23 protein-coding genes are annotated in these 24,832 nt (G+C 70.1%); 13 read left to right on the top strand and 10 right to left on the bottom strand.

The annotated features are described in order from the left end of the window. The first annotated feature begins 2 nt into the window (after nt 1-2). Together ACN6M5_RS14505 and ACN6M5_RS14510 are read left to right on the top strand one after the other, a co-directional pair. Entirely contained in the window at nt 3-1,973 is a 1,971-nt protein-coding gene (locus ACN6M5_RS14505; RefSeq protein WP_434950857.1) for a M13 family metallopeptidase, read from the top strand. Nucleotides 1,974-2,130: 157 nt separating this feature from the next. Beyond that, nucleotides 2,131-3,039 (top strand): serine hydrolase, encoded by a 909-nt coding sequence (locus tag ACN6M5_RS14510; RefSeq protein ID WP_434950859.1) that lies wholly within the window; start codon nt 2,131-2,133, stop codon nt 3,037-3,039. Here ACN6M5_RS14510 and ACN6M5_RS14515 read toward each other — a convergent pair. From ACN6M5_RS14515 to ACN6M5_RS14540, 6 genes are all read right to left on the bottom strand, one after another. Then, entirely contained in the window at nt 3,036-4,097 is a 1,062-nt protein-coding gene (locus ACN6M5_RS14515) for an NAD-dependent epimerase/dehydratase family protein (protein ID WP_434950861.1), read from the bottom strand. The two genes, ACN6M5_RS14510 and ACN6M5_RS14515, sit on opposite strands and share 4 nt — an antisense overlap. A gap of 14 nt (nt 4,098-4,111) precedes the next feature. Then, a complete protein-coding gene (locus ACN6M5_RS14520) occupies nt 4,112-6,682 on the bottom strand; it encodes an MprF family protein (RefSeq protein WP_434950863.1) in 2,571 nt (856 codons plus the stop codon). A 19-nt stretch (nt 6,683-6,701) separates the two neighbouring features. Next, on the bottom strand, nt 6,702-7,988 hold the full coding sequence (locus tag ACN6M5_RS14525; protein WP_434950865.1) for an alpha/beta hydrolase: 1,287 nt from the start codon (nt 7,986-7,988) through the stop codon (nt 6,702-6,704). 91 nt (nt 7,989-8,079) lie between these two features. Beyond that, nucleotides 8,080-9,468, bottom strand: coding sequence for a glycine--tRNA ligase (locus ACN6M5_RS14530; RefSeq protein WP_085367604.1), 1,389 nt, complete (start codon nt 9,466-9,468; stop codon nt 8,080-8,082). 96 nt (nt 9,469-9,564) lie between these two features. Next, a complete protein-coding gene (locus tag ACN6M5_RS14535; RefSeq protein ID WP_434950867.1) occupies nt 9,565-10,173 on the bottom strand; it encodes a GNAT family N-acetyltransferase in 609 nt (202 codons plus the stop codon). 21 nt (nt 10,174-10,194) lie between these two features. Further along, on the bottom strand, nt 10,195-11,496 hold the full coding sequence (locus tag ACN6M5_RS14540) for a glutamyl-tRNA reductase (protein ID WP_434950869.1): 1,302 nt from the start codon (nt 11,494-11,496) through the stop codon (nt 10,195-10,197). Nucleotides 11,497-11,546: 50 nt separating this feature from the next. On the opposite strand from ACN6M5_RS14540, the gene hemE reads away from it, so the two are divergent. The 11 genes from hemE to hemL all read left to right on the top strand — a co-directional run bounded on the left by hemE (nt 11,547) and on the right by hemL (nt 21,467). After that, nucleotides 11,547-12,716 (top strand): uroporphyrinogen decarboxylase, encoded by a 1,170-nt coding sequence (gene hemE / locus ACN6M5_RS14545; protein ID WP_434950871.1) that lies wholly within the window; start codon nt 11,547-11,549, stop codon nt 12,714-12,716. Continuing rightward, nucleotides 12,713-14,293 carry a protoporphyrinogen/coproporphyrinogen oxidase gene (locus ACN6M5_RS14550; protein ID WP_434950873.1) on the top strand — a complete coding sequence of 527 codons (1,581 nt, stop codon included), beginning with the start codon at nt 12,713-12,715 and terminating at the stop codon, nt 14,291-14,293. Before hemE ends, ACN6M5_RS14550 begins: the two co-directional genes overlap by 4 nt. 15 nt (nt 14,294-14,308) lie before the next feature. Beyond that, nucleotides 14,309-14,635: a hypothetical protein gene (locus ACN6M5_RS14555; RefSeq protein WP_434950875.1), complete on the top strand. Its 327-nt coding sequence runs from the start codon at nt 14,309-14,311 to the stop codon at nt 14,633-14,635. A 25-nt stretch (nt 14,636-14,660) separates the two neighbouring features. After that, nucleotides 14,661-15,071, top strand: a complete 411-nt coding sequence (locus tag ACN6M5_RS14560) for a phage holin family protein (protein WP_168688349.1) — start codon at nt 14,661-14,663, stop codon at nt 15,069-15,071. Then, nucleotides 15,061-15,276 carry a DUF3618 domain-containing protein gene (locus ACN6M5_RS14565; protein WP_085367610.1) on the top strand — a complete coding sequence of 72 codons (216 nt, stop codon included), beginning with the start codon at nt 15,061-15,063 and terminating at the stop codon, nt 15,274-15,276. The genes ACN6M5_RS14560 and ACN6M5_RS14565 overlap by 11 nt, the downstream gene beginning before the upstream one ends. Nucleotides 15,277-15,367: 91 nt before the next feature. Then, nucleotides 15,368-16,123 carry a hydrogen peroxide-dependent heme synthase gene (gene hemQ, locus ACN6M5_RS14570; protein ID WP_085367611.1) on the top strand — a complete coding sequence of 252 codons (756 nt, stop codon included), beginning with the start codon at nt 15,368-15,370 and terminating at the stop codon, nt 16,121-16,123. Further along, the gene (locus ACN6M5_RS14575) at nt 16,120-17,301 is read left to right on the top strand and encodes a ferrochelatase (protein ID WP_434950878.1); all 1,182 of its coding nucleotides are present in this window, start codon (nt 16,120-16,122) and stop codon (nt 17,299-17,301) included. The genes hemQ and ACN6M5_RS14575 overlap by 4 nt, the downstream gene beginning before the upstream one ends. Next, complete coding sequence (hemC, locus tag ACN6M5_RS14580; protein ID WP_085367673.1) at nt 17,298-18,299, top strand: hydroxymethylbilane synthase; 1,002 nt, start codon at nt 17,298-17,300, stop codon at nt 18,297-18,299. The genes ACN6M5_RS14575 and hemC overlap by 4 nt, the downstream gene beginning before the upstream one ends. After that, nucleotides 18,296-19,078: a uroporphyrinogen-III synthase gene (locus ACN6M5_RS14585; protein ID WP_085367613.1), complete on the top strand. Its 783-nt coding sequence runs from the start codon at nt 18,296-18,298 to the stop codon at nt 19,076-19,078. The genes hemC and ACN6M5_RS14585 overlap by 4 nt, the downstream gene beginning before the upstream one ends. Nucleotides 19,079-19,155: 77 nt before the next feature. Beyond that, nucleotides 19,156-20,130: a porphobilinogen synthase gene (hemB, locus tag ACN6M5_RS14590; protein WP_434952407.1), complete on the top strand. Its 975-nt coding sequence runs from the start codon at nt 19,156-19,158 to the stop codon at nt 20,128-20,130. Next, the gene (gene hemL / locus ACN6M5_RS14595) at nt 20,127-21,467 is read left to right on the top strand and encodes a glutamate-1-semialdehyde 2,1-aminomutase (protein ID WP_434950881.1); all 1,341 of its coding nucleotides are present in this window, start codon (nt 20,127-20,129) and stop codon (nt 21,465-21,467) included. Before hemB ends, hemL begins: the two co-directional genes overlap by 4 nt. A 62-nt stretch (nt 21,468-21,529) precedes the next feature. Here the strand turns inward: hemL and ACN6M5_RS14600 are convergent, their stop codons facing one another. Genes ACN6M5_RS14600 through ACN6M5_RS14615 form a run of 4 tightly spaced genes read right to left on the bottom strand, consistent with a single transcriptional unit; the run spans nt 21,530 to nt 24,719 of the window. Further along, complete coding sequence (locus tag ACN6M5_RS14600; protein ID WP_434950883.1) at nt 21,530-22,321, bottom strand: alpha/beta fold hydrolase; 792 nt, start codon at nt 22,319-22,321, stop codon at nt 21,530-21,532. 37 nt (nt 22,322-22,358) lie between these two features. Next, the gene (locus ACN6M5_RS14605; RefSeq protein ID WP_085367616.1) at nt 22,359-22,595 is read right to left on the bottom strand and encodes a hypothetical protein; all 237 of its coding nucleotides are present in this window, start codon (nt 22,593-22,595) and stop codon (nt 22,359-22,361) included. 43 nt (nt 22,596-22,638) lie between these two features. Further along, nucleotides 22,639-23,889 carry a sugar ABC transporter permease gene (locus ACN6M5_RS14610; protein WP_085367617.1) on the bottom strand — a complete coding sequence of 417 codons (1,251 nt, stop codon included), beginning with the start codon at nt 23,887-23,889 and terminating at the stop codon, nt 22,639-22,641. Then, nucleotides 23,886-24,719: an ATP-binding cassette domain-containing protein gene (locus tag ACN6M5_RS14615; RefSeq protein ID WP_085367618.1), complete on the bottom strand. Its 834-nt coding sequence runs from the start codon at nt 24,717-24,719 to the stop codon at nt 23,886-23,888. Before ACN6M5_RS14615 ends, ACN6M5_RS14610 begins: the two co-directional genes overlap by 4 nt. Nucleotides 24,720-24,832: the final 113 nt, after the last annotated feature.

Below are 24,832 nucleotides of genomic sequence, written 5' to 3' on the forward strand. Positions count from 1 at the left end.
GAATGACCCTGACTTCCGGCATCGAAACCTCTGAACTCGATCCCGCCGTCCGGCCGCAGGACGACCTGTTCCGGCACGTGAACGGCAAATGGATCTCCCGCACCGAGATCCCAGCGGACAAGGCGCGCTGGGGCTCCTTCATGATCCTGGCGGAGGAGGCCGAATCGGCCGTCCGCGAGATCATCGAAGCGGCCCAGGATGCGCAGGAGGGCACGGAGGAGCGCAAATTCGGCGACCTCTTCGCCAGCTTCATGGATGAGGACCGCATCGAAGCCCTCGGCACGAAGCCGATCGAGAGCCAGCTGGCGCTCGCGAGCGACGTGGACAGCATCCCGAGCCTGCTGGAGACCATCGGCAAACTGGAGCGTCACGGCCTCGCCGGCTTCTACCAGCTGTTCGTCGACAACGATCCGGGCAACCCGGAGCGCTACCTCGTGTTCGTCGAGCAGGCCGGCATCTCGCTGCCGGACGAGTCGTACTTCCGTGAAGACACCTTCGCGCCGATCAGGGAGGCGTTCGTCTCCCACATCCAGCGCATGTTCGAGCTCGCCGGGTTCCAGGATGCGCCGGAGCGTGCGCAGCGCGTGTTCGACCTGGAGAAGGAGATCGCCGCGCAGCACTGGGACAACGTGAAGTCGCGCGACTCGGAGAAGACGTACAACCTGTACGACTGGGCGGACGCCGCCTCCCTCTTCGCCGGGGACGCCGCGGACGGCGCCGACCTCAGCATCTGGGAGAAGGCGCTCGGCGCGCCGGAGGGCGCCCTCGCGGAGGTCGTGCTGCGGCAGCCGTCGTTCACCGCGGGCCTCGCCGGGCTCCTCACCGAGGAGCGCCTCGAGTCGTGGAAGGACTGGCTGGCCTGGCAGATCATCCACGGAGCCGCCCCGTACCTGTCCGGCGATTTCGTCGAGGCGAACTTCGACTTCTACGGCCGCACCCTCACCGGCACCCCGCAGATGCGTGCGCGCTGGAAGCGCGGCGTCTCGCTCGTCGAGGGTGCGATGGGGGAGGCCGTCGGCCGCATCTACGTCGACAAGCACTTCCCGCCGACCGCCAAGCAGGCGATGGATGCGCTGGTCGCCAACCTCATCGAGGCGTACCGCCAGAGCATCCGGACCCTCGAGTGGATGGGCGAGGAGACCCGCGACCGCGCGCTCGACAAGCTGGAGAAGTTCACGCCGAAGATCGGCTACCCGGTGAAGTGGCGAGACTACTCCGCGCTGACGGTCGACCCGACCGACCTGGTCGCCAACGTGCGCGCTGCGAGCCTGTTCGAGTTCAACCGCGAGCTGAGCAAGATCGGCAAGCCGCTGGACCGCGACGAGTGGTTCATGACGCCGCAGACCATCAACGCCTACTACAACCCCGGCTTCAACGAGATCGTGTTCCCGGCGGCCATCCTGCAGTTCCCGTTCTTCGACGAGACGCGGGATGCTGCGGCCAACTACGGCGCGATCGGCGCGGTCATCGGGCACGAGATCGGCCACGGCTTCGACGACCAGGGCTCCAAGTTCGACGGAGACGGCCGCCTGCAGGACTGGTGGACGGCGGCGGACCGCGCGGCCTTCGAGGAACGCACCAGCAGCCTGATCGAGCAGTACAACGCGCTCGCTCCCGCGCAGGTGCCCGACCATCACGTGAACGGCGCACTCACCATCGGCGAGAACATCGGCGACCTGGGCGGTCTCGGCATCGCCTGGAAGGCCTACCTGCTGTCGCTGAACGGCGAGGAGCCTCCCGTGGTCGACGGCCTGACCGGCGCTGAGCGGTTCTTCCTCAGCTGGGCGCAGGCCTGGCAGCAGAAGGGCCGCGACGAGGAGGTCATCCGTCTGCTGGCGATCGACCCGCACTCGCCGAACGAGTTCCGCTGCAACCAGATCGTCCGCAACATCGACGACTTCTACGAGGCGTTCGGCGTGTCGGAGGGCGACGCCCTGTGGCTCGCGCCGGAGGAGCGCGTCACCATCTGGTAGCCCGTCTCGATACCCCGCGAAGAGGGTGAGCGCCGCCCCCTCTTCGCGGGGTAACATCGAGCGTGTTGTGCCGGGGGAACCCGCCCGGGCGCACGTACGCGGATCCGGGGGGACCGCACCCGAAAGACCAGACTCGGACGAAGGACCACCCATCCCCGTGACGATCCAGACCCAGGATTCCGAACGCCGCAGCAGGCATGCATCGCCTCGGCGCGGCCGGCATCGGGGGGCGGTGGCGCCGGAGGATTTCAGCCGAGGATTCTCCTCCCTGGGTCAGCTGGCGCTCAGCGGCGTGCAGGTGTCCGCGCGCGCGACCGACCTGACCACCGGCGCCGTGCTGTTCTCCGTCGACGACCACGTCGTCATGCCGACCGCGAGCATCGGCAAGGTGCTGCTGCTGGTCGAGGTGGCGGCCCGCCTGCAGTCCGGCGAGCTGAGCCCGCTCGCCCTGCTCGACCGCTCCCCCCAGGATGCGGTGGGCAACTCCGGCATCTGGCAGCACCTCGCGGCGCCCGCGCTTCCGGTGGCCGACCTGGCCGCGCTCGTCGGCGCCACCAGCGACAACCTGGCCACGAACGTCCTGCTGCGCCGTGTCGGCCTGGAGGCCGTGAGCGCCCGCACCGAGGCGCTCGGCCTCACCCGCACCGCCCTGCTCGACCTGGTCCGCGACCACCGGGGCCCGGACGACGCGCCTCAGCTCTCCGTCGGCAGCGCGAACGAGCTCACCTGGCTGTTCTCCTCCCTCGCCCGCGGCGAGATCGTCGACGCCCCCACCAGCCAGCGCGTCATCTCCTGGCTGTCGCTGAACAGCGACTTCTCGCTGGTGTCGAGCGCGTTCGGTCTCGACCCGCACGCCCACCGCACCTCCGAGCACGGCATCCTGCTCGTCAACAAGACCGGAGTGGACCACGGCGTCCGCAGCGAGGTCGGCGTGCTCCGCGGGCCCCGCGCCGGCGTCACGTACGCGGTGTCGATGTACTTCGACGACGCGAGCCTCGCCTCCCGCCTCTCGGTCATCGACGGGATGCGCACCGTCGGCGCCGACCTGCTGGAGTACGTCTTCTAGCGTCCGCCGAGGAACGCATCCTCCGCCGCGTAGTCGAACCACCCGTCGGCCGCTGCCCGGTCCGCGAGCGCGGGGAACACCGCCTCCCAGCTCTCGTCACGGCGCTCCGCCGCGTGCGCCTCGCGCACGGCCCAGTCGATCGCCGCGCGCACCGACTCCGCATAGGTCACCGGAGCGCGGTAGCCCAGCTCGACCGTCGCCAGTGCCATGCTCAGGACCAGTGGATGCGCGACCGTCCACGGCGTCGAGCCCAGCCCGTCCACCGGCGGTCCGGGGAAGGTGACGATCTCGACCTCCCTGTCGAGCGCGGCGAACACGGTCTGCGCGATCTCCGCGACACTCAGGTTGTCGTCGTCGACCGCGTTCAGGATGCGGTGACCCGGCTGTTCGGCGCACAGCGCGACGAGCTCGGCGATGTTCACGGTCGACGACGTGCTGAACCGGTTGGCGCCGTCGTCTGACAGCACAACGCGCGCGCGGCGATCGAGAGCGCGCTTGACGAAGAACCACTCGCGGAGCGCCGGGCTGAACGGGCCGTGGATGGCTCCCGGCCGCAGGATGCTCACCGGCAGGTCGTCCGCGGCGAGCAGCCGCCGCTCCATCGCCGCCTTGAGCGGCGAGTACGTGCGCTTCCGGTTGTCGACGGTCGCGTCGTCCTCGCGCAGCGGGATCGGGTAGTCGGGGAAGTCCTCCGGCCCCGTGACGATGTCCAGGTACCCCCCGTTCCTGCCGGTGTACACCGAACCGGTCGAGATGACGACGAGCGAGCCGATGTCGCCGGCCAGCCGCACGAGCTGGTCGGCGTGCCGCGGTTCGTACGCCACCGTGTCGAGCACCAGGTCGTGGCCGCGCGCCTTGGCGAGCAGCGCATCCGTGTCGTCGCGGTCGAGGCGGATGGTGGTGACGTCGAGGTCGGCGAGGGCTGCGTCGCCCGGATGGCTGCCGCGATGGGCGACGAGGACGGACCAGCCGTCGGCGGCGAGACGCCGGGCGGCGGCAGCGCCGATCTGCCCTGTGCCTCCGATGATCATGGCGGTGCGGGTGGTGTCGGCCTGCATGGCACCAACCTACGTCACTTCATCAGCGTCCTGGCGAGCGCCAGGTATTCGCGGGCGTGCGCATCCGGGAGGTACGCCTTCCCGATGGCGCTCCCGATCGCCGGCAGAGCCACCGGGTCCGGGTACGCCATGTAGATCGTCTCGTAGGTCGGGTTGAACTTGCTCTTGAACTTGAACAGCGACGCGAACCCGTATGCCGGTTCGAGCGTGCGGCCGAGGAAGCCGAGCAGCCGGTCCATCGTGGTCGGGTCCGCCGGAGCCTCTCCGTCGACGACGGGCTTCGTCGCGAGGGGAGCACCGGACAGGCTCAGCACCTCGATGCCCTCTCCCTGCATCCTGAGCGCCGCCGACGCGATGATGAACTCCATGATCCCCGGGATGGATGCGTCTCCGCGCCGCATGAAGTCGATGGTGTATCCGACCACCCGGCCGTCCCGGTAGCTGGGCAGCCAGCTGGTGATGGCCTGCAGCCCGCCGTCCGGGTCGAGCGCGAGGTAGAGCGCGACGTCCGGGTCTTTCAGCTCCTCGAGCGCTCCGAGGGTGAAGCCCATCTCCGGGAGTTCCTTCTCGGAGACCCACTGCTCGCTCATCGCCGTGATCTGGGTGGCGAGGATGGGCGGAAGCTCATCCCACGTGGTCCACAGGGTGGTGATGTTCTCTTTGATGCCGCGATTGTGCGCCTGCCGCACCTTCTGCCACGGCTTGCCGGCCATGTCGAAGGTCTGCGGGTGCATCAGGGTCTCCTCGCCGACCGACATGTACTGCCAGCCCAGCGCGTCGAACACCGGCAGGTACTCGCCGTGCACGCTGTAGAACACCGGCACCCAGCTGTTGGCGTCGCAGAACGAGACGAACTCGGCGATGGTGCGCTCTGCGCGCTCCGGGGCGCAGACGGGGTCGGAGAGGGTGATCGCGATGCCGTTGATGACCCGGTACGCGACGGCGGCCTCCCTGTCCTCGCTGAACCAGTAGACGTTGCCGGGCCAGGTGCCCATGAAGCCGAGGGTTCCTCCGCCTCCGCGCTTGAGCAGCTCGCGGAAGCGCACCTCGTCTCCGACCGTGCGCCCGGTCGCCGTCGCCCGGTACAGCTGCAGCGTCGCGAGCACGAACACCGCCCAGAACACCGGCCCCACCCACTGGTACAGGATGCTGACGAACGCCGACGTCGGAACGATCACGGTGCCGGTGATCGACTCGAACCCGGCCGGGACGAACCGGCGCAGCGCCGACGCGAACACCTCCCCGATGGTCGCGTCCGGCACGAACTCGGTGAGCGACGCCAGGCCGGCGATCAGGTACGAGATCGCGAGGATCACGAACGCGCTGACGATGATGATCGCAAACCGCACGATGGCGGCTCGCGGCGCCCGGATCTGGAACTGCCTGCGGGTGACGATCAGCAGGATGATCGACGCGACGGGCACGATGAACGCCGCGGCCACCCAGAACAGCAGTTCGATGGCCGGTGCGAGGTCTTCGATGTCGTTGGCGTCGATGCTGAGGTTTCCGGCGGGCAGGGCGGTGAACGGCAGCACGATCATGGCCGCGTTGACCACGAAGCCGAGGATCAGTGCGAACCGCCGTCCGCGCCGCAGCCCGATGGCGGTGACGATCAGCAGCACCAGGGGCAGCAGGCTGAGCAGGAGAGGGCCGATCCCGTCGACGGAGACGAGCGCGAGGTCGAGGCGGCAGTTGGCCGTGAAGTCCTTGTCGCACTGGGCGAGGACGGTCTGCGCATCCACCTGCTTGTGCTCGAACAGTGCGCTCACGAACGAGAGCGGCCCGAACCCGCCGGGCGGCAGCAGCGCCACCAGAGGACCGATGGCGGTGATCGCGACGAGGGCGGCGATCAGGTTGCGTGTCTCAGCGTGGGAGCTGCGCCGGATGCGCTTGACCGTGCCCGGCCGCAGCAGCGTTCCGAGGCCCAGGCCGAGCAGGGCAGCGATCAGGCGGAAGACGTTGTTCTGGTCGCCGTTGTAGAGCACGAACATCAGCACGACGGCGAACGTCAGCAACCGGATGCGCCTCCGCCACAGTGCCGAGGCGAACGCGCTCGCCGTGATGAGCGCACCGATGATGCCGACGGTCGGGTCGAGCGTGAAGTCGAACTCGGTGGTCGTCGCCCAGATCTCGCCGAACGAGGCGGCCGACCACTGCAGCAGCACGCCGAGTGTGATCCCGACCACGCCGGTGGCGAGGAAGGCGATGCTCGCCCTCAGCGTCCCGATGAGTCGCTCGGCCGTCGCCAGGAGGGTGAGCGCGAGCACGACGACGATCACCAGCTGCGCCGGATCCTCCGGCACGAACAGCGCCGTCACCGGCGTCCACCAGTATCCGGAGTCGATGGTCGGGCCGACGCCTGCCGCCCACAGCATCGTCTGGTCTCCGCCGGTGGCCGGACTCCACATCGTGCCGGTGACGATCGAGGTGACGATGACGATCAGGGTGAGCGCGATGCTCGCCGGGGCCACCCCGGCGTAGCGGATGACCGCCTGCCAGAACGGCGCGGGCGGTCTGCGGCCCTTCCTGCTGCGTGCATCCGGCGCATCCGGGGCTGTCGTGGTCTGTGTGTCGGTGGTGCTCATGGTCTCCTCCGTCACGATCTCACTGTCGGCTCAATCCGAGAAGCGGGTAGAGGATCTCGAAGTCCTTGGTCAGGCCGCCATCGAGCGCGTCGACCACATGGCCGGCGCCCGGGACGACGTAGTAGGTCGTGCGCATCCCGGCGGCCTCGGCGGCCTGGGCGTTGCGTTCGACGCCGGGGATGAAGGTCGGGTCGTTGCCGCCGACCGTGAACACCGCCGTCAGGTTCGCGTACCGTCCGGGGTTCGCCGCGAGGATCGAGGTCGGCTTGGCCGCGTCGAACGCCGCGGTGCTCCCGCCGAACACCTGGTCGATGGTCTGCCGCTGGATCTCGACGCCGGGGTACTCGTCGCCCGAGACCACCAGCAGGTTGCCGTACTGGTCCGGATGCTCGGCAGCGTACTTGAACGCGCACGCCCCTCCGTTGGAGTACCCGCCGATGGTCCACGCCGCCGGCGAGTGGAGCACGTTGAGGTGCGTCCGGATCCAGGCCGGGACGTCCTTGGTGATGTACGTCTCCGCCGCGCCGAAGGTGCTCGAGTCCTCGCACGCCGGGTCGCCCTTCGTGCCGATCTGGTCGGCCACGACTGCGATCGGAGCGAGCCCCTGGTGCTCGGCGGCGTACGTGTCGAGCACGCCGCCGATGTACTCCGGGTCCGGGTTGCCCGGGTAGCCCATCATGAAGATCACCACGGGCAGCCGCGGCGGGTTCTTCACCAGGGCGGCGGGTGGCAGGTAGATGCCAGCCGGCCTGGCGTCGAAGCCGCTGGACGGGATGACCTGACTGCCCTGCTGACCGGTCTTCGGCATGTCCGCCGGCGGCTTCCACGTCTCGTACAGCGGCTGCGTGGGGTCGGGCGCCGACGTGTTCACCGGCTGGTCGATGTCGATCTTCCCGGCCGTGCTGATGCCGAACAGCGAGCCGAGCGTCGGGTCGAGGCCGTAGTACGCGTTCACGCCGAGGGTTCCGGTGATGGCGAAGATCACGATCCCGATCAGCGCGAGCACCTTGCGCCACCAGTGCAACGCCCACAGGTTCACCAGCGCCAGCCCGAGCGCGGCGAACGTGCCCATCAGCCAGAAGGCCACCTGCCGGGGCAGCGGGGTCCCGAACACGTCGAGCGCGTTGACGAGGAAGAACAAGGCGACCGCGACCACCGCGCCCCCGAGCATCCCGAGCAGTGCGGTGACGATCCAGCGCGGCGTCGGCTTCCGGATGAGGAGGTACAGCACGAAGGCGGCGCTCGCCACCAGAAAGGTCGCGTAGACCGGTCCGTCGATGATGCGGATGCCCCAGAGGACGTCCATCGCCCCTCTCCCGATCTCCTCGCGGTTCGTGGCACCACCCTAGTGGTGCCACGAACGGCTCGGCTATCGGTGGGCGCCGGGCGTGGCGCGCCTAGATCTCCTTGAGGCGCTTCGCCAGGTATTCGTCGAGCTGGTCGATCGGGATGCGCTCCTGCTGCATCGTGTCGCGGTCGCGGACCGTGACGGCGTTGTCTTCGAGCGAGTCGAAGTCGACCGTGACGCAGAGCGGCGTGCCGATCTCGTCCTGTCGGCGGTAGCGGCGGCCGATCGCTCCGGAGTCGTCGAAGTCGACGTTGCGGCGCTTGCGCAGGTGGTCGGCGAGCGACCGGGCCAGCGGTGAGAGCGCCTCGTTGCGGGAGAGCGGGAGCACGGCGACCTTCACCGGCGCGAGGCGCGGGTCGAGGTGCAGGACCGTGCGCTTGTCGGTCTTGCCCTTGGCGTTCGGCACCTCCTCCTCGTCGTACGCGTCGACCAGGAACGCCATGAGCGCGCGGGTGAGACCGAACGACGGCTCGATCACATACGGGACGTAGCGCTCGTTCTTGTTCTGGTCGAAGTAGCTCAGGTCTTTGCCCGAGTTCTCGATGTGCGTCTTGAGGTCGTAGTCGGTGCGGTTGGCGACACCCATCAGCTCGCCCCACTCGTTACCGGTGAAGTTGAACTTGTACTCGATGTCGACGGTGCGCTTCGAGTAGTGCGCCAGCTTGTCCTTGGGGTGCTCGAACCAACGGATGTTCTCCGGGGTCATGCCGAGCTCGATGAACCAGTTCCAGCAGAGGTCCATCCAGGTCTGCTGCCACTCCTCGTCCGTGCCGGGCTCGACGAAGAACTCGATCTCCATCTGCTCGAACTCGCGGGTGCGGAAGATGAAGTTCCCCGGCGTGATCTCGTTGCGGAACGCCTTGCCGATCTGGCCGATGCCGAACGGCGGCTTCTTGCGCGCCGTCTGCAGCACGGCGGCGAAGTCGGTGAAGATGCCCTGCGCCGTCTCCGGGCGGAGGTAGTGCACGCCGGACTCGTCGTCGACGACGCCGAGGTAGGTCTTCATCAGACCGGAGAACTGGCGGATCTCCGTCCACTGGCCCACCTTGTCCGGGTGGTCGGGGTCCGGGATGTCTGCGAGGCCGTTCTCCGGCGGGTGGCCGTGCTTCGCCTCGTACGCCTCGAACAGGTGGTCCGCGCGGTAGCGCTTGTGGGTGATGAGCGACTCGGTGAGGGGGTCGCTGAACACCTTGACGTGTCCGGACGCCTCCCACACGGCGGTCGGCAGGATGATCGCGGAGTCGAGGCCGACCATGTCGCCGCGGCCGCGCACGAACGCGTTCCACCACTCGCGCTTGATGTTCTCTTTGAGCTCGACGCCGAGGGGGCCGTAGTCCCAGGCGGAGCGCGTTCCGCCGTAGATGTCGCCGGAGGGGAACACGAAGCCGCGGTGCTGCGCCAGCGTGATTACCGAATCGAGTCGTGACTGTTCAGCCAATGGTGCTCCCTGTGTCCTGCGAGTTGTGGGGTGTTCCGGGACGCGGCCCGCCCGACAATCCTATCGACCATGCCCGGGATGCACGGGGCGCGGTGGTCAGCGGGAGCGGTACTCCGAGTCCAGCAGCCCGTAGATCGCGGTGTCTCCCCACTCGCCCTTGAAGATCTCGTTCTGGCGCAGGAGTGCCTCCTGGCGCATCCCGAGCCGTTCGCAGAGCCGCGCGGACGCCTCGTTGCGGGGGTCGAGCTGGGCGAAGACGCGGTGGGCGCCGAGCGTGCCGAAACAGATCTCGAGCACGCGCTCCGCCGCCTCCGTCGCGTAGCCGCGGCCGTGCACGGCCGGATGGAACACCCAGCCGATCTCGACCTGTCCGTGCTCCTTGCTCTTGAGGAAGATGCTCATGTCGCCGACCACCCGGCCGTGCCCGCCCTCCGGGTCGGGGAGCTCGACGGCGTAGACCAGGCCGTCGCCGTCTTCCGAGAGCTGGTTCATCGCGAGCCGCTTCTTCAGGTGCTTGGCCGACTCCTCGTGGTCGTGCACCTCCCAGTAGAGGTAGCGGACGACGTCTTTGCGCTTCTGGTACTCGTGCACGTCGTCGAGGTCGCCGGTGTTGAGCGGGCGCAGCAGCAGCCGTTCGGTGCGCAGCTCCTCCGCGGAGTACGGCAGCCCTGTCGCGCCGTGGGGGTCGTCAGCCGCTTCGCTCACGGTTCCTCCTCGTGGTTGTGGTCAGGATGCGGCGCTCTCGTCGCCGACCGCGCGCAGGCGGCGCTCGGCGACGTCGCCGATGTCGAGCCCGTAGAGCGCGTTTGCGGCGTCGACGAACGACTGCGCCTGGCCATCGCGGGCCAGTTCGCGGGCGCGGACGGACGGGGTGTGCAGGAGGACTCCGGCCAGGTGCCGCAGTGCGGCCTCCGTCTGCTCGCTCGAGTCCCCTCGTCCGCGGGCCCGCTCGATCTCCGCATCCAGGATGTCGAAGATGTGGCCGCGCAGAGCGATGAGGGCGGGGGTGACGGCCTGCTCGGCGGACTGGGCGGCGAACTCGGCGGCGGCTGCCCCGACGATGCTGCGCGCATCCTCTGCGGCGTTCAGCTCTTCGAGCGGTGCGTGCCTGCTGATGGTCTCCAGGTCGAGCAGTTCGGCGCCGTGCAGCTCCGCGACGGCGGCGTCGACGTTGCGGGGGAGACCGAGGTCGATGATGAGGCGGCGCTCGACGGCCTCCGGGCGCAGCAGCGCCTGGGCGAGCTGCGGCTTGGTGAGGATGGGGTCCGTCGCGATGCTGCAGGTGACGACGAGGTCGCTGGTGGCGAGCGCATCCATCAGGTAGCCGGGCTCCACCGGCTCGATGGCGTGCGACACGGCGAACTTGGCCGCGCGACCCGACGGCGAGAACACGCGCACGTCCGTCACGCCGCGGTCGCGCAGGGCGGCGAGGCTGGCTCCCGCGTACGCGCCGGTGCCGACCAGCAGCACGCGGGTCGCCGACCAGTCGGTCACGCGACTCTCCGCGAGGTCGAGCGCCAGGCGCACCATCGAACGGCCTGCCGTGGTGATCCCGGTGCGGTTCTTCACGCCCCTGGAGGTGCGGGATGCGCCCTGGAACAGTCGTTCGAGCTCGCTGGTGACCGTGCCGGATGCGCGGGCGGCCTCGAGCGAACGCCGCACCTGCCCGGCGATCTCGCCCTCGCCGACCACGACGGATTCGAGCCCGGAGGAGACGGCGAACAGGTGCTCGGCGACGCCGTGGTCGCAGATCACGGTGCTCGACGCGCGCAGTTCGTCCGCGTCGATCCCGGATGCGGCGCTCACGGCCTCGATGACCGTCTCCGCGGACACGGCGCGGGCGGCGGGCAGAGGCTCGTCGATGTCGAGGTACGCCTCGAAGCGGTTGCAGGTGGCCAGGACGACCGACCCGCTGATCACCTCGCTGTGCTCCGCGAGTGCGGCGGTCACGGCCGGAGCGTTTCGCTCAAGCCGTTCCAGGAGGTCGAAGTTCGCAGTGCGATGACTCGACGAGAAGCACAGAAGCACGCCAGAGAGCCTACGCTCGCCCGGGCAGAACCTCGAATCGGAAGCCGCTCATGCCGCGCGCTCAGGTTCGATTCCCTGCACTTTGGCAGAATCGGGGGGTGAACACCCTCGACCCGACCCATCCACTCGCCGCCGGACGCACCGCATCCAGTCGCCTCGTCCGCGCATACCAAGGGGAACGGCAGGCGGTGACACCCGTCTGGTTCATGCGCCAGGCAGGTCGATCGCTCCCCGAGTACCGCGAGCTGCGGGTCGGCACCCGGATGCTCGACGCCTGCCTCGACCCTGCGCTCGCCAGCGAGATCACGCTGCAGCCCGTTCGTCGTCACGGCGTCGACGCCGGCATCTTCTTCAGCGACATCGTCATCCCGCTGCGCCTCGCCGGCGTGGATGTGGACATCGTCCCCGGCAAGGGACCCGTGCTCGGCAGCCCGGTCCGCACGGCGGACGACGTGGACAGGCTCACCGCCGTCGACCCCGCCTCCCTCGACGCCGAGGTGTTCGCCCCGATCGCCGAGGCCGTGCGCATCACCATCGCCGAGCTGGGGGACACCCCGCTGATCGGCTTCGCGGGAGCCCCGTTCACGCTCGCCGCCTACCTGGTCGAGGGCGGCCCGTCGAAGGACCACATCCGGGCTCGCACGCTGATGCACGCCGATCCGGCAGCGTGGGCGAAGCTCATGGCCTGGACGGCGGACATCACCGGCGCCTTCCTCCGCGCGCAGGTGCTTGCCGGTGCGAGCGCCGCGCAGCTGTTCGACTCGTGGGCAGGCTCGCTGTCGCTGCAGGACTACACGGAGCACGTCGCCCCCGCGTCCACCAGGGCGCTGTCGCACGTGCGCGACCTGACGTACGACGTGCCTGCCGCCGACGGGGCGGAGGGCGCGCAGACCCGCAACGTCCCGATCGTCCACTTCGGTGTCGGCACGGGCGAGTTGCTGAAGGCGATGCACGAGGTCGGGGCCGACGTGGTCGGCGTCGACTACCGCATCCCGCTGGACGAGGCGAGCCGTCGTCTGGGCCACGTCGTCCCCATCCAGGGCAACATCGACCCCGCCGTGCTCGACGCACCGTGGGAGGTGCTCGAAGCCCACGTCGTTGACGTGCTGGAGCGGGGAGTGGATGCGCCGTCGCACGTCCTCAACCTCGGCCACGGCGTGCCGCCGGAGACCGACCCCGCCGTGCTCACCCGCCTGGTCGAGTTCGTCCACAGCCGATGAACGCCGCGCAGGGCGACGACCTGGGCGACGACCTCCGCAGCGTCGTCGAGGCTCCACCGACCCGCATCGTGGTGATCGGCGGCGGCATGGCCGGCCTGGTCGTTGCGCGGGACTGCGCGCGGCCGGGCTTCTCCGTCACCCTGCTGGAGGCGTCTGACGCGTTCGGCGGCTCCGTCGCCGCTCTCGACGTCGGCGGCATCACGGTCGACGCGGGCGCGGAGAGCTTCGCCACCCGCGGAGGACACGTCGCCGCGCTGATCGAGGAGCTCGGCCTGTCCGACGATGTCGTCCAGCCCAACCCGGCCGGCGCGTGGGTGCGCTACGGGTCGCGCACCGTGCCGCTGCCCAAGGCCGGGCTGCTCGGCATCCCTAGCTCGCCTCTCGCCAGCGACGTCGTCGCCGCGATCGGCTGGGGCGGCGCGCTCCGCGCATACCTCGACCGGCTGATGCCGGTGCTCACCATCGGCAAGGAGAAGCGCCTCGGCACGCTCGTGCGCAAGCGCATGGGCGCGAAGGTGCTCGACCGCCTCGTCGCCCCGGTGGCGACCGGCGTGTACTCGGCCCGGCCGGACGACCTCGACGTGGATGTGGTCGCTCCCGGACTCAACAACGCCCTCACCCGGCTCGGCTCTCTCTCCGGAGCGGTCGGTGAGCTGCGCGCGAACGCGAAGGCGGGCAGCGCCGTCGGCGGCATCGACGGCGGGATGTGGCGCCTTCCCGCCGCGCTGGCCTCCGCCATCGCGGAGCACGGCGGCGTGCTGCGGACAGGAGCGCAGGTGGTCTCCGTCGAGCCGTGGGTGGCCCCGGACCCGGAGTCCGCGGAGACGGACGAGACGACCCGGCAGGGCGCAGACCCGGCCCAGACCGACGCTGCCGCCGAAGCAGCCGACGCCCTCCCCGCTCGCTGGACCGTCCGCCTCGCCGACGGCGAGGAGCTGCCGGCCGACGCGGTGATCCTCGCGACCCCGGCGCCCGCGGCCCTCGCCCTGCTGGCGACGGCGTCGCCCGAGCTTGCGCGGCTCTCCGAGCTCGACTGGCCGTCCGCATCCAGTGTCGAACTGGTGACGCTCGTCCTCACCGACCAACGCCTCTCCTCCGCCCCGCGCGGCACGGGAGTCCTCGTCTCCGACGCCGAGCGCTCCGACGTGTCCGCGAAGGCCATGACGCACTCGACGGCGAAGTGGGCCTGGCTCGCCGAAGCGGTCGGCGCAGGACGGCACGTCGTGCGCCTCTCCTACGGGCGGGCGGGCACGTCGTCGGAGACCGCTGGACTCGACGACGCGGCTTTGCGCGCGCTCGCCGTGTCCGACGCATCCACTCTGCTGGACATTCCGCTCACGGAATCCGAGGTCGCCGCCTTCGCCCGCACCCGCTGGACGAACGCGCTCCCGTACGCCGCCCTCGGCGAGGGCGCGCGCATCGCAGCGGTCCGCGAAGCCGCGGATGCCGTCGAGGGGCTGGAGGTGACCGGCTCGTGGCTGACCGGCACCGGGCTCGCCTCCGTGGTCCCGGATGCGCGCCATTCGGCCGAGCGCGCCAGGGGGCTACGCTGGAAGGCACTGACCGAGAACCTTTGACGAACGGGGTGCGCAATGCGCGGAAAGCTTCTCTTCATCGCGGGCGCTGGCGTGGGCTACGTCCTCGGCACGCGTGCCGGACGTAAGCGCTACGAGCAGATCAAGGCGGCCGCCGCCAAGGTCTGGGAGTCCGACGGCATCCAGAAGCAGGTGCACGCGGTCGAGGATTTCGTGGCCGCGAAGGCCGGTGAGGTTCCCGGCGCGGTGATCGACAGCGCGAAGAAGCTCATCGTGCAGGCCAACCAGCGCCGCCAGGAGTCGAAAGCGCCCGTTCCCGCACCGGCCGCGGAGGCCGCACTGAAGGCGGCGGACGGCTCAGCACCGGATACCGATCGGGTTTGAGCGAAGCAGGAGTACGGTGACCGATATGACTGACGACGAACGCGCACGCTCGCGATCGCTGTTCGCGCTGATCGCCGACCTCCCGCGGCTGCTCATCGAGCTGCTGAAGGCCGAACTCGCCCATCTGAAGGCGGAGTTCGCCGAGAAGGCGAAATATGCCGGTGTCGGCATAGGCCTGATGGTCGTGGCGGCCGGGTTCGGCTTCTTCGCACTCGGCACCCTCGTGGCCGCCGCCGTCCTGGGCCTGGCCGTCGTGCTGCCCGGCTGGCTGGCCGCTCTGATCGTGTTCGTGGCGCTGCTGCTGCTGGCGGGCATCCTGGTGCTGATCGGGGTGCAGTCGTTCAAGAAGATGAACGGTGTCGCTCCGAGCCAGACGATCGACAGCATCAAGGAGGACACCGAGGCGTTCAAGGGGATGGGCAAGTATGACAACTGACACCAGCGACGTGCAGCGGGCCCGCAACGAACTCGCGGCCACCCTCGACGCGATCGAATACAAGCTCAACGTCCCCAAGCGCACGGCCGAGCGCATCGAGCGGCTGCGCACGGACAACCCCCTCGCGCTGGTCGGCATCGCCGTGGCCGCCGCAGCGGCGGTCGCAGGGGTGGTCTGGCTGATCGTCCGCTCCGTCACGAAGTGACGCGACGAGGCGCATCCGGCTCCCGCAGGGGCGTTCCGGCTCTCACAGGGCTGTTTTGGCTCTCACAGGTTTGGGAGGGAGACTGTGAGGTATGACTAACCCGGCTGCCGCACCGGCAGATTCGAGCACCCCCAACGAAACACCGGCAACACACGAAGACGCTGACGCCGTCACCCCCAGCGGCTACACGCTCTGGGCCGTCCTGCGTCGCGACCCGTCCCGCCCGGACGACCTCGACGGCACAGACGTGCCCCGGGCGGTCCGAGAGCTCGAGGGCGTGATCGCCGACCTCGAACTGCAGAACGTGACCACCCGCGGTCTCTACGACGTCTCCGGCCTCCGCGCCGACGCCGATGTCATGATCTGGATCCACGGCCCGGAGGCGCACACCCTGCAGTGGGCGCTCCGCCAGCTGCGCCGCACGCAGCTCCTCAAAGCCCTCCTCCCCACCTGGAACGCCATGGGCGTGCACCGGGATGCGGAGTTCAACAAGTCGCACGTCCCCGGCTTCCTCCGCGGCAAGGAGCCGAAGGAGTGGCTGACGGTCTACCCGTTCGTGCGCAGCTACGAGTGGTACCTGCTGCCCGACGAGGAGCGCGGCCGGATGCTCTCCGAGCACGGACGCAAGGGTGCGGCGTTCCGCTCCGTCCTCGCCAACACCGTGGCGTCGTTCGCCCTCGGAGACTACGAGTGGATCCTGCCGCTCGAGTCCGACGAGCTGACCGACCTCGTCGACCTCATGCGCGACCTGCGCCAGACGGATGCGCGCCTGCACGTCCGCGAAGAGGTCCCGTTCTTCACCGGCCGCCGCGTGCAGCCCGCCGAACTCGTGGAGGTGCTCCAGTGACCGACGTCGACACCACCTCCCGCGTCCTCGGTGCGACGCCGGCAGCGGCCTCCGGCCCCGAGCACGTGACCGAGCCCGTCGCATACGACGCGATCCTGCTCGCCGGCTTCGGCGGCCCGGAGGGACAGGACGACGTCATCCCGTTCCTCCGCAACGTCACGCGTGGCCGCGGCATCCCGGAGGAGCGCCTCGAAGAGGTCGCCCACCACTACCGCCACTTCGGCGGCGTGAGCCCGATCAATGACCAGAACCGCGAACTCAAGGCGGCGCTGGAAGCCGAGCTGGCATCCCGCGGCATCGACCTGCCCGTGCTGTGGGGCAACCGCAACTGGGACCCGTACCTCAAGGACGCCCTCACCGAGGCGAACGAGCGCGGGCTGACGAAGATCATCGCCATCGCCACCAGCGCGTACTCGTCGTATTCGAGCTGCCGCCAGTACCGCGAGGACTTCGCGATGGCGCTCGAGGAGACCGGCCTCGAAGGCGTCATCGAGATCGACAAGGTGCGCCAGTTCTTCGACCACCCCGGTTTCGTCGAGCCGTTCATCGAGGGCGTGCGCAACGGCCTGGCCGAGATCGAGCAGAAGGTGCCGGGCATCGACCCGGCCACCGAGGTGGAGATCCTGTTCTCGACCCACTCCATCCCCTCGGTGGATGCGGCCAAGTCCGGCCCTGCCTCCCGCGGGTTCGGCGAGGGCGGCGCGTACGCGGCGCAGCACCTGGCCGTGGCGGAGGTCGTCGCCCAGGCGGCGACCGACGGCGTGGTGAAGTGGCAGCTGGTCTACCAGTCGCGCTCCGGCCCTCCGTCGATGCCGTGGCTGGAGCCGGACATCAACGACGCCATCGCCGAACTCCCGGCCAAGGGCATCCGTGCGGTCATCATCGTGCCCCTCGGGTTCGTCAGCGACCACATGGAGGTCCTCTGGGACCTCGACAACGAGGCGATGGAGTCCAGCGAGGAGAACGGCCTCGTCGCCGTCCGCGTCCCGACCCCCGGCACCCATCACACGTACGTCTCCGGTCTCGTCGACCTGGTGCTCGAACGCCGGGACGGCGTGCCCGTCGACCAGCGTCCGGCCATGACCTCGATCGGTCCCTGGTACGACGTCTGCCGTCCAGGGTGCTGCGAGAACGCCAGGCTCGGCTTCAAGCCGGCCGCCGCGGGGCTCGCGCCGTGACCGGCACGGTGAGCCGCGCATCCGGAGCTGTCGAGCGGCGTGACGGTGTGCTCCGCGTCGGCACCCGCGGCAGCGCTCTCGCCGTGGCGCAGACCACGGTCGTCGCGAACGCCATCGCCAAGGCGACCGGCCGCGACGTGGAGTTGATCACTGTGACCACCCACGGAGACACCTCCAGGGACTCGCTCTCGGAGCTGGGCGGCACCGGCGTGTTCGCCAGTGCACTCCGGGATGCGCTGCTCGCCGACGAGTGCGACCTCATCGTCCACTCGCTCAAAGACCTCCCGACCTCGCCCGTCGCCGGCCTCGTCATCGGCGCTGTGCCCAAGCGGGCAGACGCGCGCGACACCCTGTGCGCCCGCGACGGCCTCACGCTCGAGACGCTTCCCGACGGCGCCCGCGTCGGCACGGGTTCGCCGCGCCGCGTCGCCCAGTTGAAGGCCAGGCGCCCGGACCTCGACGTCGTGGACATCCGCGGCAACGTCGACACCAGGCTGGGCCGCGTCGCCGACGGTGACCTCGACGCCGTCGTGCTCGCCGCCGCCGGTCTCGCCCGGCTCGGCCGCTCCGAGGCCGTCACCGACTTCTTCGCACTGTCGACCGTTCCGACGGCGCCCGGACAGGGCGCTCTCGCCATCGAGGTCCGCGCGGGAGACGAGAAGGCCCAGGGCCCGATCGCCAAGGCCCTCTCCGCCGTCGACCACGTCACGACGCGCGCCTGCGTGACCGCGGAGCGACACGTCCTCGCCGGACTCGAGGCAGGATGCGCCGCACCGATCGGCGCGACCGCTATCGTGGACGACGGATTGCTCTTCCTCACCGCCACGGTCTACCGGCCGGACGGCTCGGAGCAGCTGACCGCATCCCATGCCGCCACCCCGGAATCGATGAGCGCACGCCACCTCGACGAGGCGGCACGCGACGTCGGCCAACGGGTGGTGGACGAACTGCTCGGCGCGGGGGCCGCCGACCTTGCACCGCTCGGGAGCACGCGATGACCACCCCTTCCGCTTCACCCAAACCGCTCGCCGGCTGGCGCGTCCTCGTGCCGCGCGGCGGGCCGTGGGGTGACTCGGTGGCCGCTGATCTGCGGTCCAAGGGTGCGTCCCCGATCGTCGCGGCCATGATCAACTTCGCGCCGACCGCCGATGCGCCCGCTCTCGAAGCGGCGCTCGCCCGGCTGGCGGCCGGCGAGTTCGACTGGATGACGGTCACCAGCGCCACGACGGTGGATGTGCTCAGCGCGCAGCGCGCCGTCGTCCCGCCGTCGACCAGGGTCGCCGCCGTCGGAGAGACCACGGCGGCCGCTCTCGCCGCCGCCGGCTACAAGGTCGACCTCGTCCCCTCCGAGGACAACTCGGCCCGCGGTCTGCTCGAGGAGTGGGAGGCTGCCACCGCCGGCATCGTCCCGCTCCGCGTGCTGACGCTGCGCTCCGAGATCGCGAAGCCGCTCCTCACCGAGGGTCTGAAGCGCATCGGGCACGATGTCGAATCCGTGGTCGCATACCGAACCATCGGCGTCCCGGTGCCGGAGAACGTGGTGCGGGATGTGGCCGACGGGCTCGTGCAGGCCATCCTCGTCACCTCCGGGTCGGTCGCAGAGCAGGTGCAGCAGCAGCTCGGCCCCATCCCCGAATCGACCCTGGTGGCCGCGATCGGCCCGCAGACCGCCCGCGACGCCCGCGCCTTCGGCCTCCGCGTCGACGTGATCGCCGCCGAGCGCACTGCCACCTCCCTCATCGAGTCCCTCGTCGACGCCGCCCACGCCTCCGAATAACTTCTGCGCTCTGGCACGCCCTCCGAAAGCTGGGAGGGGGCTCAGACGCGGGCGCGTAGGCTTGTGACGTGAGTGACGTGACGCATCCAGTTGTCCGGCCACGACGCCTCCGGCAGTCTCCTGCCCTGCGCCGTCTGACCTCCGAGACCCGGCTCCATCCCGGCGAACTCATCCTTCCGATGTTCGTACGCGAGGGGATCGGCGAGGCTCTGCCCATCCAGTCGATGCCCGGCGTCGTGCAGCACAGCATCGACTCCCTCAAGCGTGCAGCCGCCGAGGCGGCCGAGGCAGGCGTCGGCGGCGTGATGCTCTTCGGAGTGCCGGAGACGAGGGATGCGACCGGCTCGGCCGCGACCGACCCGAACGGCATCCTCAACGTCGCCACCACCGCGCTGGCTGCCGAGGTGGGAGACGCACTGGTCGTGCAGACCGACCTCTGCCTCGACGAGTTCACCGACCATGGCCACTGCGGCGTCCTGGATGCACAGGGCCGCGTCGACAACGACGCCACCCTCCTCCGCTACCGCGACATGGCCGTCGCGCAGGCCGACGCCGGCTCGCAGCTGCTCGGCCTCAGCGGCATGATGGACGGCCAGGTCGCCGCCGTGCGCGACGCGCTCGACGGGGCGGGGCACACCGACACCGTCATCCTCGCCTACGCGGCCAAGTACGCCTCCGCCTTCTACGGCCCGTTCCGCGAGGCCGTCGACTCCCAGCTGTCCGGCGACCGCCGCGCATACCAGCAGGACCCGGCCAACCGCCGCGAGGGCCTGCGCGAGGCGCGCCTCGACCTGGAGGAGGGCGCGGACATCCTGATGGTGAAGCCGGCTCTCAGCTACCTCGACGTCCTGAGCGACGTCGCCGCGATCAGCGACGTCCCCGTGTGGGCGTACCAGGTGTCCGGCGAGTACGCGATGGTCGAGGCCGCCGCGGCGAACGGCTGGGTCGACCGCCGCCGCATCGTCGAGGAGACGCTGATCGGCGCCCGCCGGGCCGGAGCAGATGCCGTCATGACCTACTGGGCCACCGAGGTCGCGAGGTGGCTGCGATGAGCGACCTGGATGCTCTGGCGGACGGCGCAGCCATCGGCGACGTGAACCTGGCGCAGTTCGAGCGCGCCCAGCGGGTGATCCCCGGCGGCGTGAACTCGCCGGTGCGTGCCTTCCGCTCTGTCGGCGGCACTCCGCGGTTCATGGTGTCGGCGAGCGGTCCGTACATCACGGATGCGGAGGGCCGCGAGTACGTGGACCTCGTCGCGTCGTGGGGTCCCGCGATCCTGGGGCACGCGCATCCCGAGGTGGTCGCCGCTGTGCAGGCCGCCGCTGCGCGTGGGCTGTCGTTCGGTGCATCCACTCCGGCGGAGACCGAGCTGGCGGAGGCGGTGCTCGCCCGCGTGCCGTTCGTGGAGAAGCTGCGGCTCGTCTCGACCGGCACGGAAGCGACCATGACCGCCATCCGGCTCGCCCGCGGCTTCACCGGCCGCCCGCTGCTGATCAAGTTCGCCGGGCACTACCACGGCCACTCGGACAGCCTGCTCGCCGAGGCCGGCTCCGGCCTGGCGACCCTGGCGCTGCCCGGCTCGGCCGGTGTCACCGAGGCGACGGCGGCTCAGACGCTCGTGTTGCCGTACAACGACCTGGATGCCGTCCGCGCCGTCTTCGAGACGCACGGCCCGGACATCGCCGCCGTCATCACGGAGGCCGCCGCGGCCAACATGGGCGTCGTGCCGCCGGACGCAGGCTTCAACGCAGCACTCGCCGACATCGCCCACGAGTTCGGTGCGCTGCTGATCCTGGATGAGGTGCTCACCGGCTTCCGCGTGAGCGACGCCGGATTCTGGGGACTGGACCGCGGGTACACGCCCGACCTGGTCACGTTCGGCAAGGTCATCGGCGGCGGGATGCCGCTGGCGGCTCTCGGCGGCCGCGCGGAGCTGATGGACTTCCTCGCGCCGACCGGCCCGGTCTATCAGGCGGGAACGCTGTCGGGGAACCCGGTCGCGGTCGCCGCCGGGCTCACCACGCTGGCGCTCGCCGACGAGGCGGTCTACGACCGGCTCGACCGCGTGGCGGACACGGTGTCGTCCGCGGTGTCCGACGCGCTGAGCACGGCGGGCGTCGCCCACCGGGTGCAGCGGGCGGGCAACCTGTTCAGCTTCGTCTTCGGCGACTTCGCCGAGGCGCCGCGGACTTACGCCGAGGTGCAGCGCCAGGAGGCGTTCCGCTACCGCGACTTCTTCCACGCGATGCTCGACGCCGGCGTCTCCCTGCCGCCAAGCGTTTTCGAGGCCTGGTTCGTCACGGCCGCGCACGACGACGCGGCCGTCGACCGCATCCTCGCCGCGCTCCCGCGCGCCGCGGCTGCCGCCGCCTCCGCCCGCCCCGCCTGACCGCGCCAGCACACCTGGCGAGATGCCAGTAACTGTCGCGAAACGCCCGGGATGCGCGACAGTTACTGGAGTCTCGGCGCCAGGAACCGGCGCACGGGAGCCGCGACGGCATCCGGGGCGAAGCTGTGGGTCTGGTCTTCGACCACCTCGAAGGCCGCGCCGGGGATCGCCGCGGCGAGTTCGCGCGCGCCGTACTGCAGGAACGCCGGGCTCGCCCCGCCCGCCAGCGTCAGCACCGGGATGCGCACCCGCTGCACGACATCGTCGGGCACCGCACTGTCTCCCATCGCCGCGTCGTCGTACGCCAGCGTGGGGGCGATGGCCTCCATGCCCGGCCACGCGGGGGAGTGGCGCATCCCGTCGATCGCCTGTTCCGGCATCCCGACCCTGGCGAGGAACAACGCGACGGCGTCGCCGCCGCGCCCGTCCGCCAGAGTTGCGGCGAGGTCGGCGGTGTACTGCCTGGCACCGTCGAGCGCCGCATCCGGCATCAGCGGAGGCTCGTAGAGGACGACGGCCGAGATCCGCTCCGGACCGAGTGCGGCAGCCGCCCGCAGCAGCAGCATCGCGCCGGACGACATTCCGAACGCGACCGCGGGGGCTCCGACGGCCTCGATCAGCGCGTCGATGTCCTCGATCTCCCTGTCCACCGAGAACGGCAGCGTGTCCCCGCTCCCGCCGCGCCCGCGCCTGTCGTACGCGACGGTCGTGAACGCATCGGAGAGCTCGGGGGCGAGCTGGCTCGCCGAGCCTCCCCTGGATGACATCGCGCCCTCGACCAGGATCAGTGTCGGCCCGTTGCCGACGGCCTCGTAGCCGATGGTGGTGCCATCGGCGGAACTCGCAGTGCTCATGTGCCTTCCCTCCGCATCGCTTCCTCGCAACCGGCCATCACACGTCCGCGTCGGCCGCCGCCCTCTGCACAGACTCCACGAAGGAGTATGTCGCCTCGTTCGGCCAGCCGTCCGCATCCACCAGGGCGAACACGTCGAATGTCAGCTGGCCGCCGCCGCCCGCCGGTCGCCGCAGCGTGCGCGGCGGGGCGTCGGAGGCCGCGCGGACCGTGACGGTCTGCGGGGGAGCATCCCGTCGCAGCAGCCGGGCGCGGAAGGTGGTCGTGCGGGTCACACGACCACCATCTCACATGCCTCGCCGCCGTGCGCGGCCGGAGTTACGCCTGCCCGTGCGACGCGCGGGAGCGGCGGGACAGCGAGTCGATGATGACCGCGAGCAGCAGCACGGCGCCGGTGATCATGAAGCGGATCGACGAGTCGAGGTTGAGCAGCGTCAGGCCGCTGGAGATCGACTGGATGACCAGGATGCCCAGCAGGGCCGACCAGGCGCTTCCGCGTCCGCCGAAGAGGCTCGTTCCACCGATGACGGCGGCGGCGATCGCGTTCAGGTTGGTGTCCGTCCCGCCGCTGGCCGCGCTCACCGATGCGAGTCTGGCCGCAGCGAGCAGGCCGCCGACCGCCGCGAACGTCGAACACAGGATGAACACCGAGATGTAGACCCGGTTGACCTTGATACCGGCGCGACGCGCGGCCTCGACGGAGCCGCCGACGGCGAACACCGACCGGCCCCAGCGGGTGCGGGTGAGGAAGAAGTTCATCACGACGACCAGGATCACGAACAGCAGGAACATCGCGCCCGTGCCGCGGTCGGTCGAGAGGTACCAGACGCTCACCCCGAGGGCCAGCAGCAGGAGCACCGACTTCACCAGCATCACCGTCATCGACCCCTGCGAGAGGCCGGCCTTGCGGCGGCGCTCCGACCGGCGCCAGTCGGAGAGGAACATCGCGACCGCGGCGATCACGGCCAGCGCGTACGCTGCCCACGGCGGGAGGAAGGTCTGCTGCGCGAACTGCACGATCCACGAGTCGAACGGGATGTTGATCGAGCTGTTCGGGCCGAGCACCCACAGCTGCAGCCCGAGGAAGCCGAGCAGGCCGGCGAGGGTGATGACGAAGGACGGCACCCCGAACCGGGTGAACAGCAACCCGTACAGGTAGCCGACGGCGACACCGGCGATGATCGCGGCGATCACCGCGACGATGAGCGGCCAGTGCAGTTGTGTGAGGCCGACGCCCATGATCGCGGCGGCCAGACCGCTGACCGACCCGACCGACAGGTCGATCTGGCCGAGCAGCAGCACGAGCACGATGCCGATCGAGATCGTACCGACCGCGGCGCACTGCAGCGTGAGGTTGACGAGGTTGTTCGCGGACAGGAAGTTCGGGTTGAGGATCTGGAACACGGCCCAGATCACCACGAGGCCGACCACGACGGGCAGCGAGCCCAGGTCGCCACCGCGCACGCGCATCCCGAACGACTTGACGGCGCCGCTGAGCCCTTCGGAGCGGATCAGGCGTTCGTCCTGGAGGTCGGCGGCGACCTCCGCGGGCGTCTCGGTCTTGGTCATGCGTCCGCACTCCGTTCGGTGAGCTGCTCTACTTCTTCGCTGAGGCGCTCGGCCCTGCGCGTGACGACGTTGTCGGTCGCGCCGGTGATGGCCGAGATGATCTCCTCGTAGCTGACGTCCGGCACGCGGAAGGTGCCGTTGTTGCGGCCGAGTCGCAGCACGGCGACGCGGTCGGCGACGGCCTGCACGTCGGCCATGTTGTGGCTGATGAGCACCACGCCGAGGCCGCGCTCGCGCAGGCGCTCGATCAGGTTGAGCACCTCGGCGGTCTGCGCGACGCCGAGGGCGGCGGTCGGCTCGTCGAGGATGACGACGCGCGGCTCGCCGATCAGCGAGCGGGCGATGGCCACGGTCTGGCGCTGGCCTCCGGAGAGCGACGCCACGGCGATCCGCACCGACGGGATGCGCGCGGAGAGCTGACGGAGCAGGCTCCACGACCGCTTCTCCATCTCCTCCTCGTCGAGCGTTCCCCTGGCGATCTCGCGTCCGAGGAAGAGGTTGGAGACCACATCCAGGTTGTCGCAGAGCGCGAGGTCCTGGAACACGGTCGCGATGCCGAGCTCGCGGGACGCGGACGGCGACGGGATGCTCACCCTGTCGCCGTCGAACGTCACCGTTCCCGCGTCCTGCGGGTGGACGCCCGCCAGGATCTTGACGAGGGTCGACTTGCCTGCGCCGTTGTCGCCGACGATGGCGACGACCTCTCCCGGGTAGACATCGAGGTCGATGTCGGTGAGGGCCTGGACAGCGCCGAAGCCCTTCGAGATCCCTCGGAGGGAGAGGACGGGCTGGCGCGTCGACCGTTCGGGTTCTGCGACGGCGGATTCCATCGTCACGGTGTTCTCCTTTGGACTGAAAGGGCGGAGCGGGTGGTGCTCGGTGCTGGCAATGCGGGTATTGCGCGGTTCCAGGGTAGGCCGGAATCGGCCCGGCCGGGGGTGCG

The sequence above is a fragment of the Leifsonia araucanica genome, assembly GCF_051161895.1.
Taxonomy (GTDB): Bacteria; Actinomycetota; Actinomycetes; order Actinomycetales; family Microbacteriaceae; genus Leifsonia.

Bases quoted from the DNA above. Each gene is read 5' to 3' on its own strand.
- ACN6M5_RS14600 (WP_434950883.1), bottom strand. From the start codon at position 22,321: ATGAGCACTGCGAGTTCCGCCGATGGCACCACCATCGGCTACGAGGCC.
- ACN6M5_RS14565 (WP_085367610.1), top strand. From the start codon at position 15,061: ATGACAACTGACACCAGCGACGTGCAGCGGGCCCGCAACGAACTCGCG.
- hemE (WP_434950871.1), top strand. From the start codon at position 11,547: ATGCCGCGCGCTCAGGTTCGATTCCCTGCACTTTGGCAGAATCGGGGG.
- hemL (WP_434950881.1), top strand. From the start codon at position 20,127: ATGAGCGACCTGGATGCTCTGGCGGACGGCGCAGCCATCGGCGACGTG.
- ACN6M5_RS14585 (WP_085367613.1), top strand. From the start codon at position 18,296: ATGACCACCCCTTCCGCTTCACCCAAACCGCTCGCCGGCTGGCGCGTC.
- ACN6M5_RS14505 (WP_434950857.1), top strand. From the start codon at position 3: ATGACCCTGACTTCCGGCATCGAAACCTCTGAACTCGATCCCGCCGTC.
- hemQ (WP_085367611.1), top strand. From the start codon at position 15,368: ATGACTAACCCGGCTGCCGCACCGGCAGATTCGAGCACCCCCAACGAA.
- ACN6M5_RS14555 (WP_434950875.1), top strand. From the start codon at position 14,309: ATGCGCGGAAAGCTTCTCTTCATCGCGGGCGCTGGCGTGGGCTACGTC.
- ACN6M5_RS14515 (WP_434950861.1), bottom strand. From the start codon at position 4,097: ATGCAGGCCGACACCACCCGCACCGCCATGATCATCGGAGGCACAGGG.
- ACN6M5_RS14520 (WP_434950863.1), bottom strand. From the start codon at position 6,682: ATGAGCACCACCGACACACAGACCACGACAGCCCCGGATGCGCCGGAT.
- ACN6M5_RS14560 (WP_168688349.1), top strand. From the start codon at position 14,661: ATGACTGACGACGAACGCGCACGCTCGCGATCGCTGTTCGCGCTGATC.
- ACN6M5_RS14550 (WP_434950873.1), top strand. From the start codon at position 12,713: ATGAACGCCGCGCAGGGCGACGACCTGGGCGACGACCTCCGCAGCGTC.
- ACN6M5_RS14615 (WP_085367618.1), bottom strand. From the start codon at position 24,719: ATGGAATCCGCCGTCGCAGAACCCGAACGGTCGACGCGCCAGCCCGTC.
- ACN6M5_RS14610 (WP_085367617.1), bottom strand. From the start codon at position 23,889: ATGACCAAGACCGAGACGCCCGCGGAGGTCGCCGCCGACCTCCAGGAC.
- ACN6M5_RS14525 (WP_434950865.1), bottom strand. From the start codon at position 7,988: ATGGACGTCCTCTGGGGCATCCGCATCATCGACGGACCGGTCTACGCG.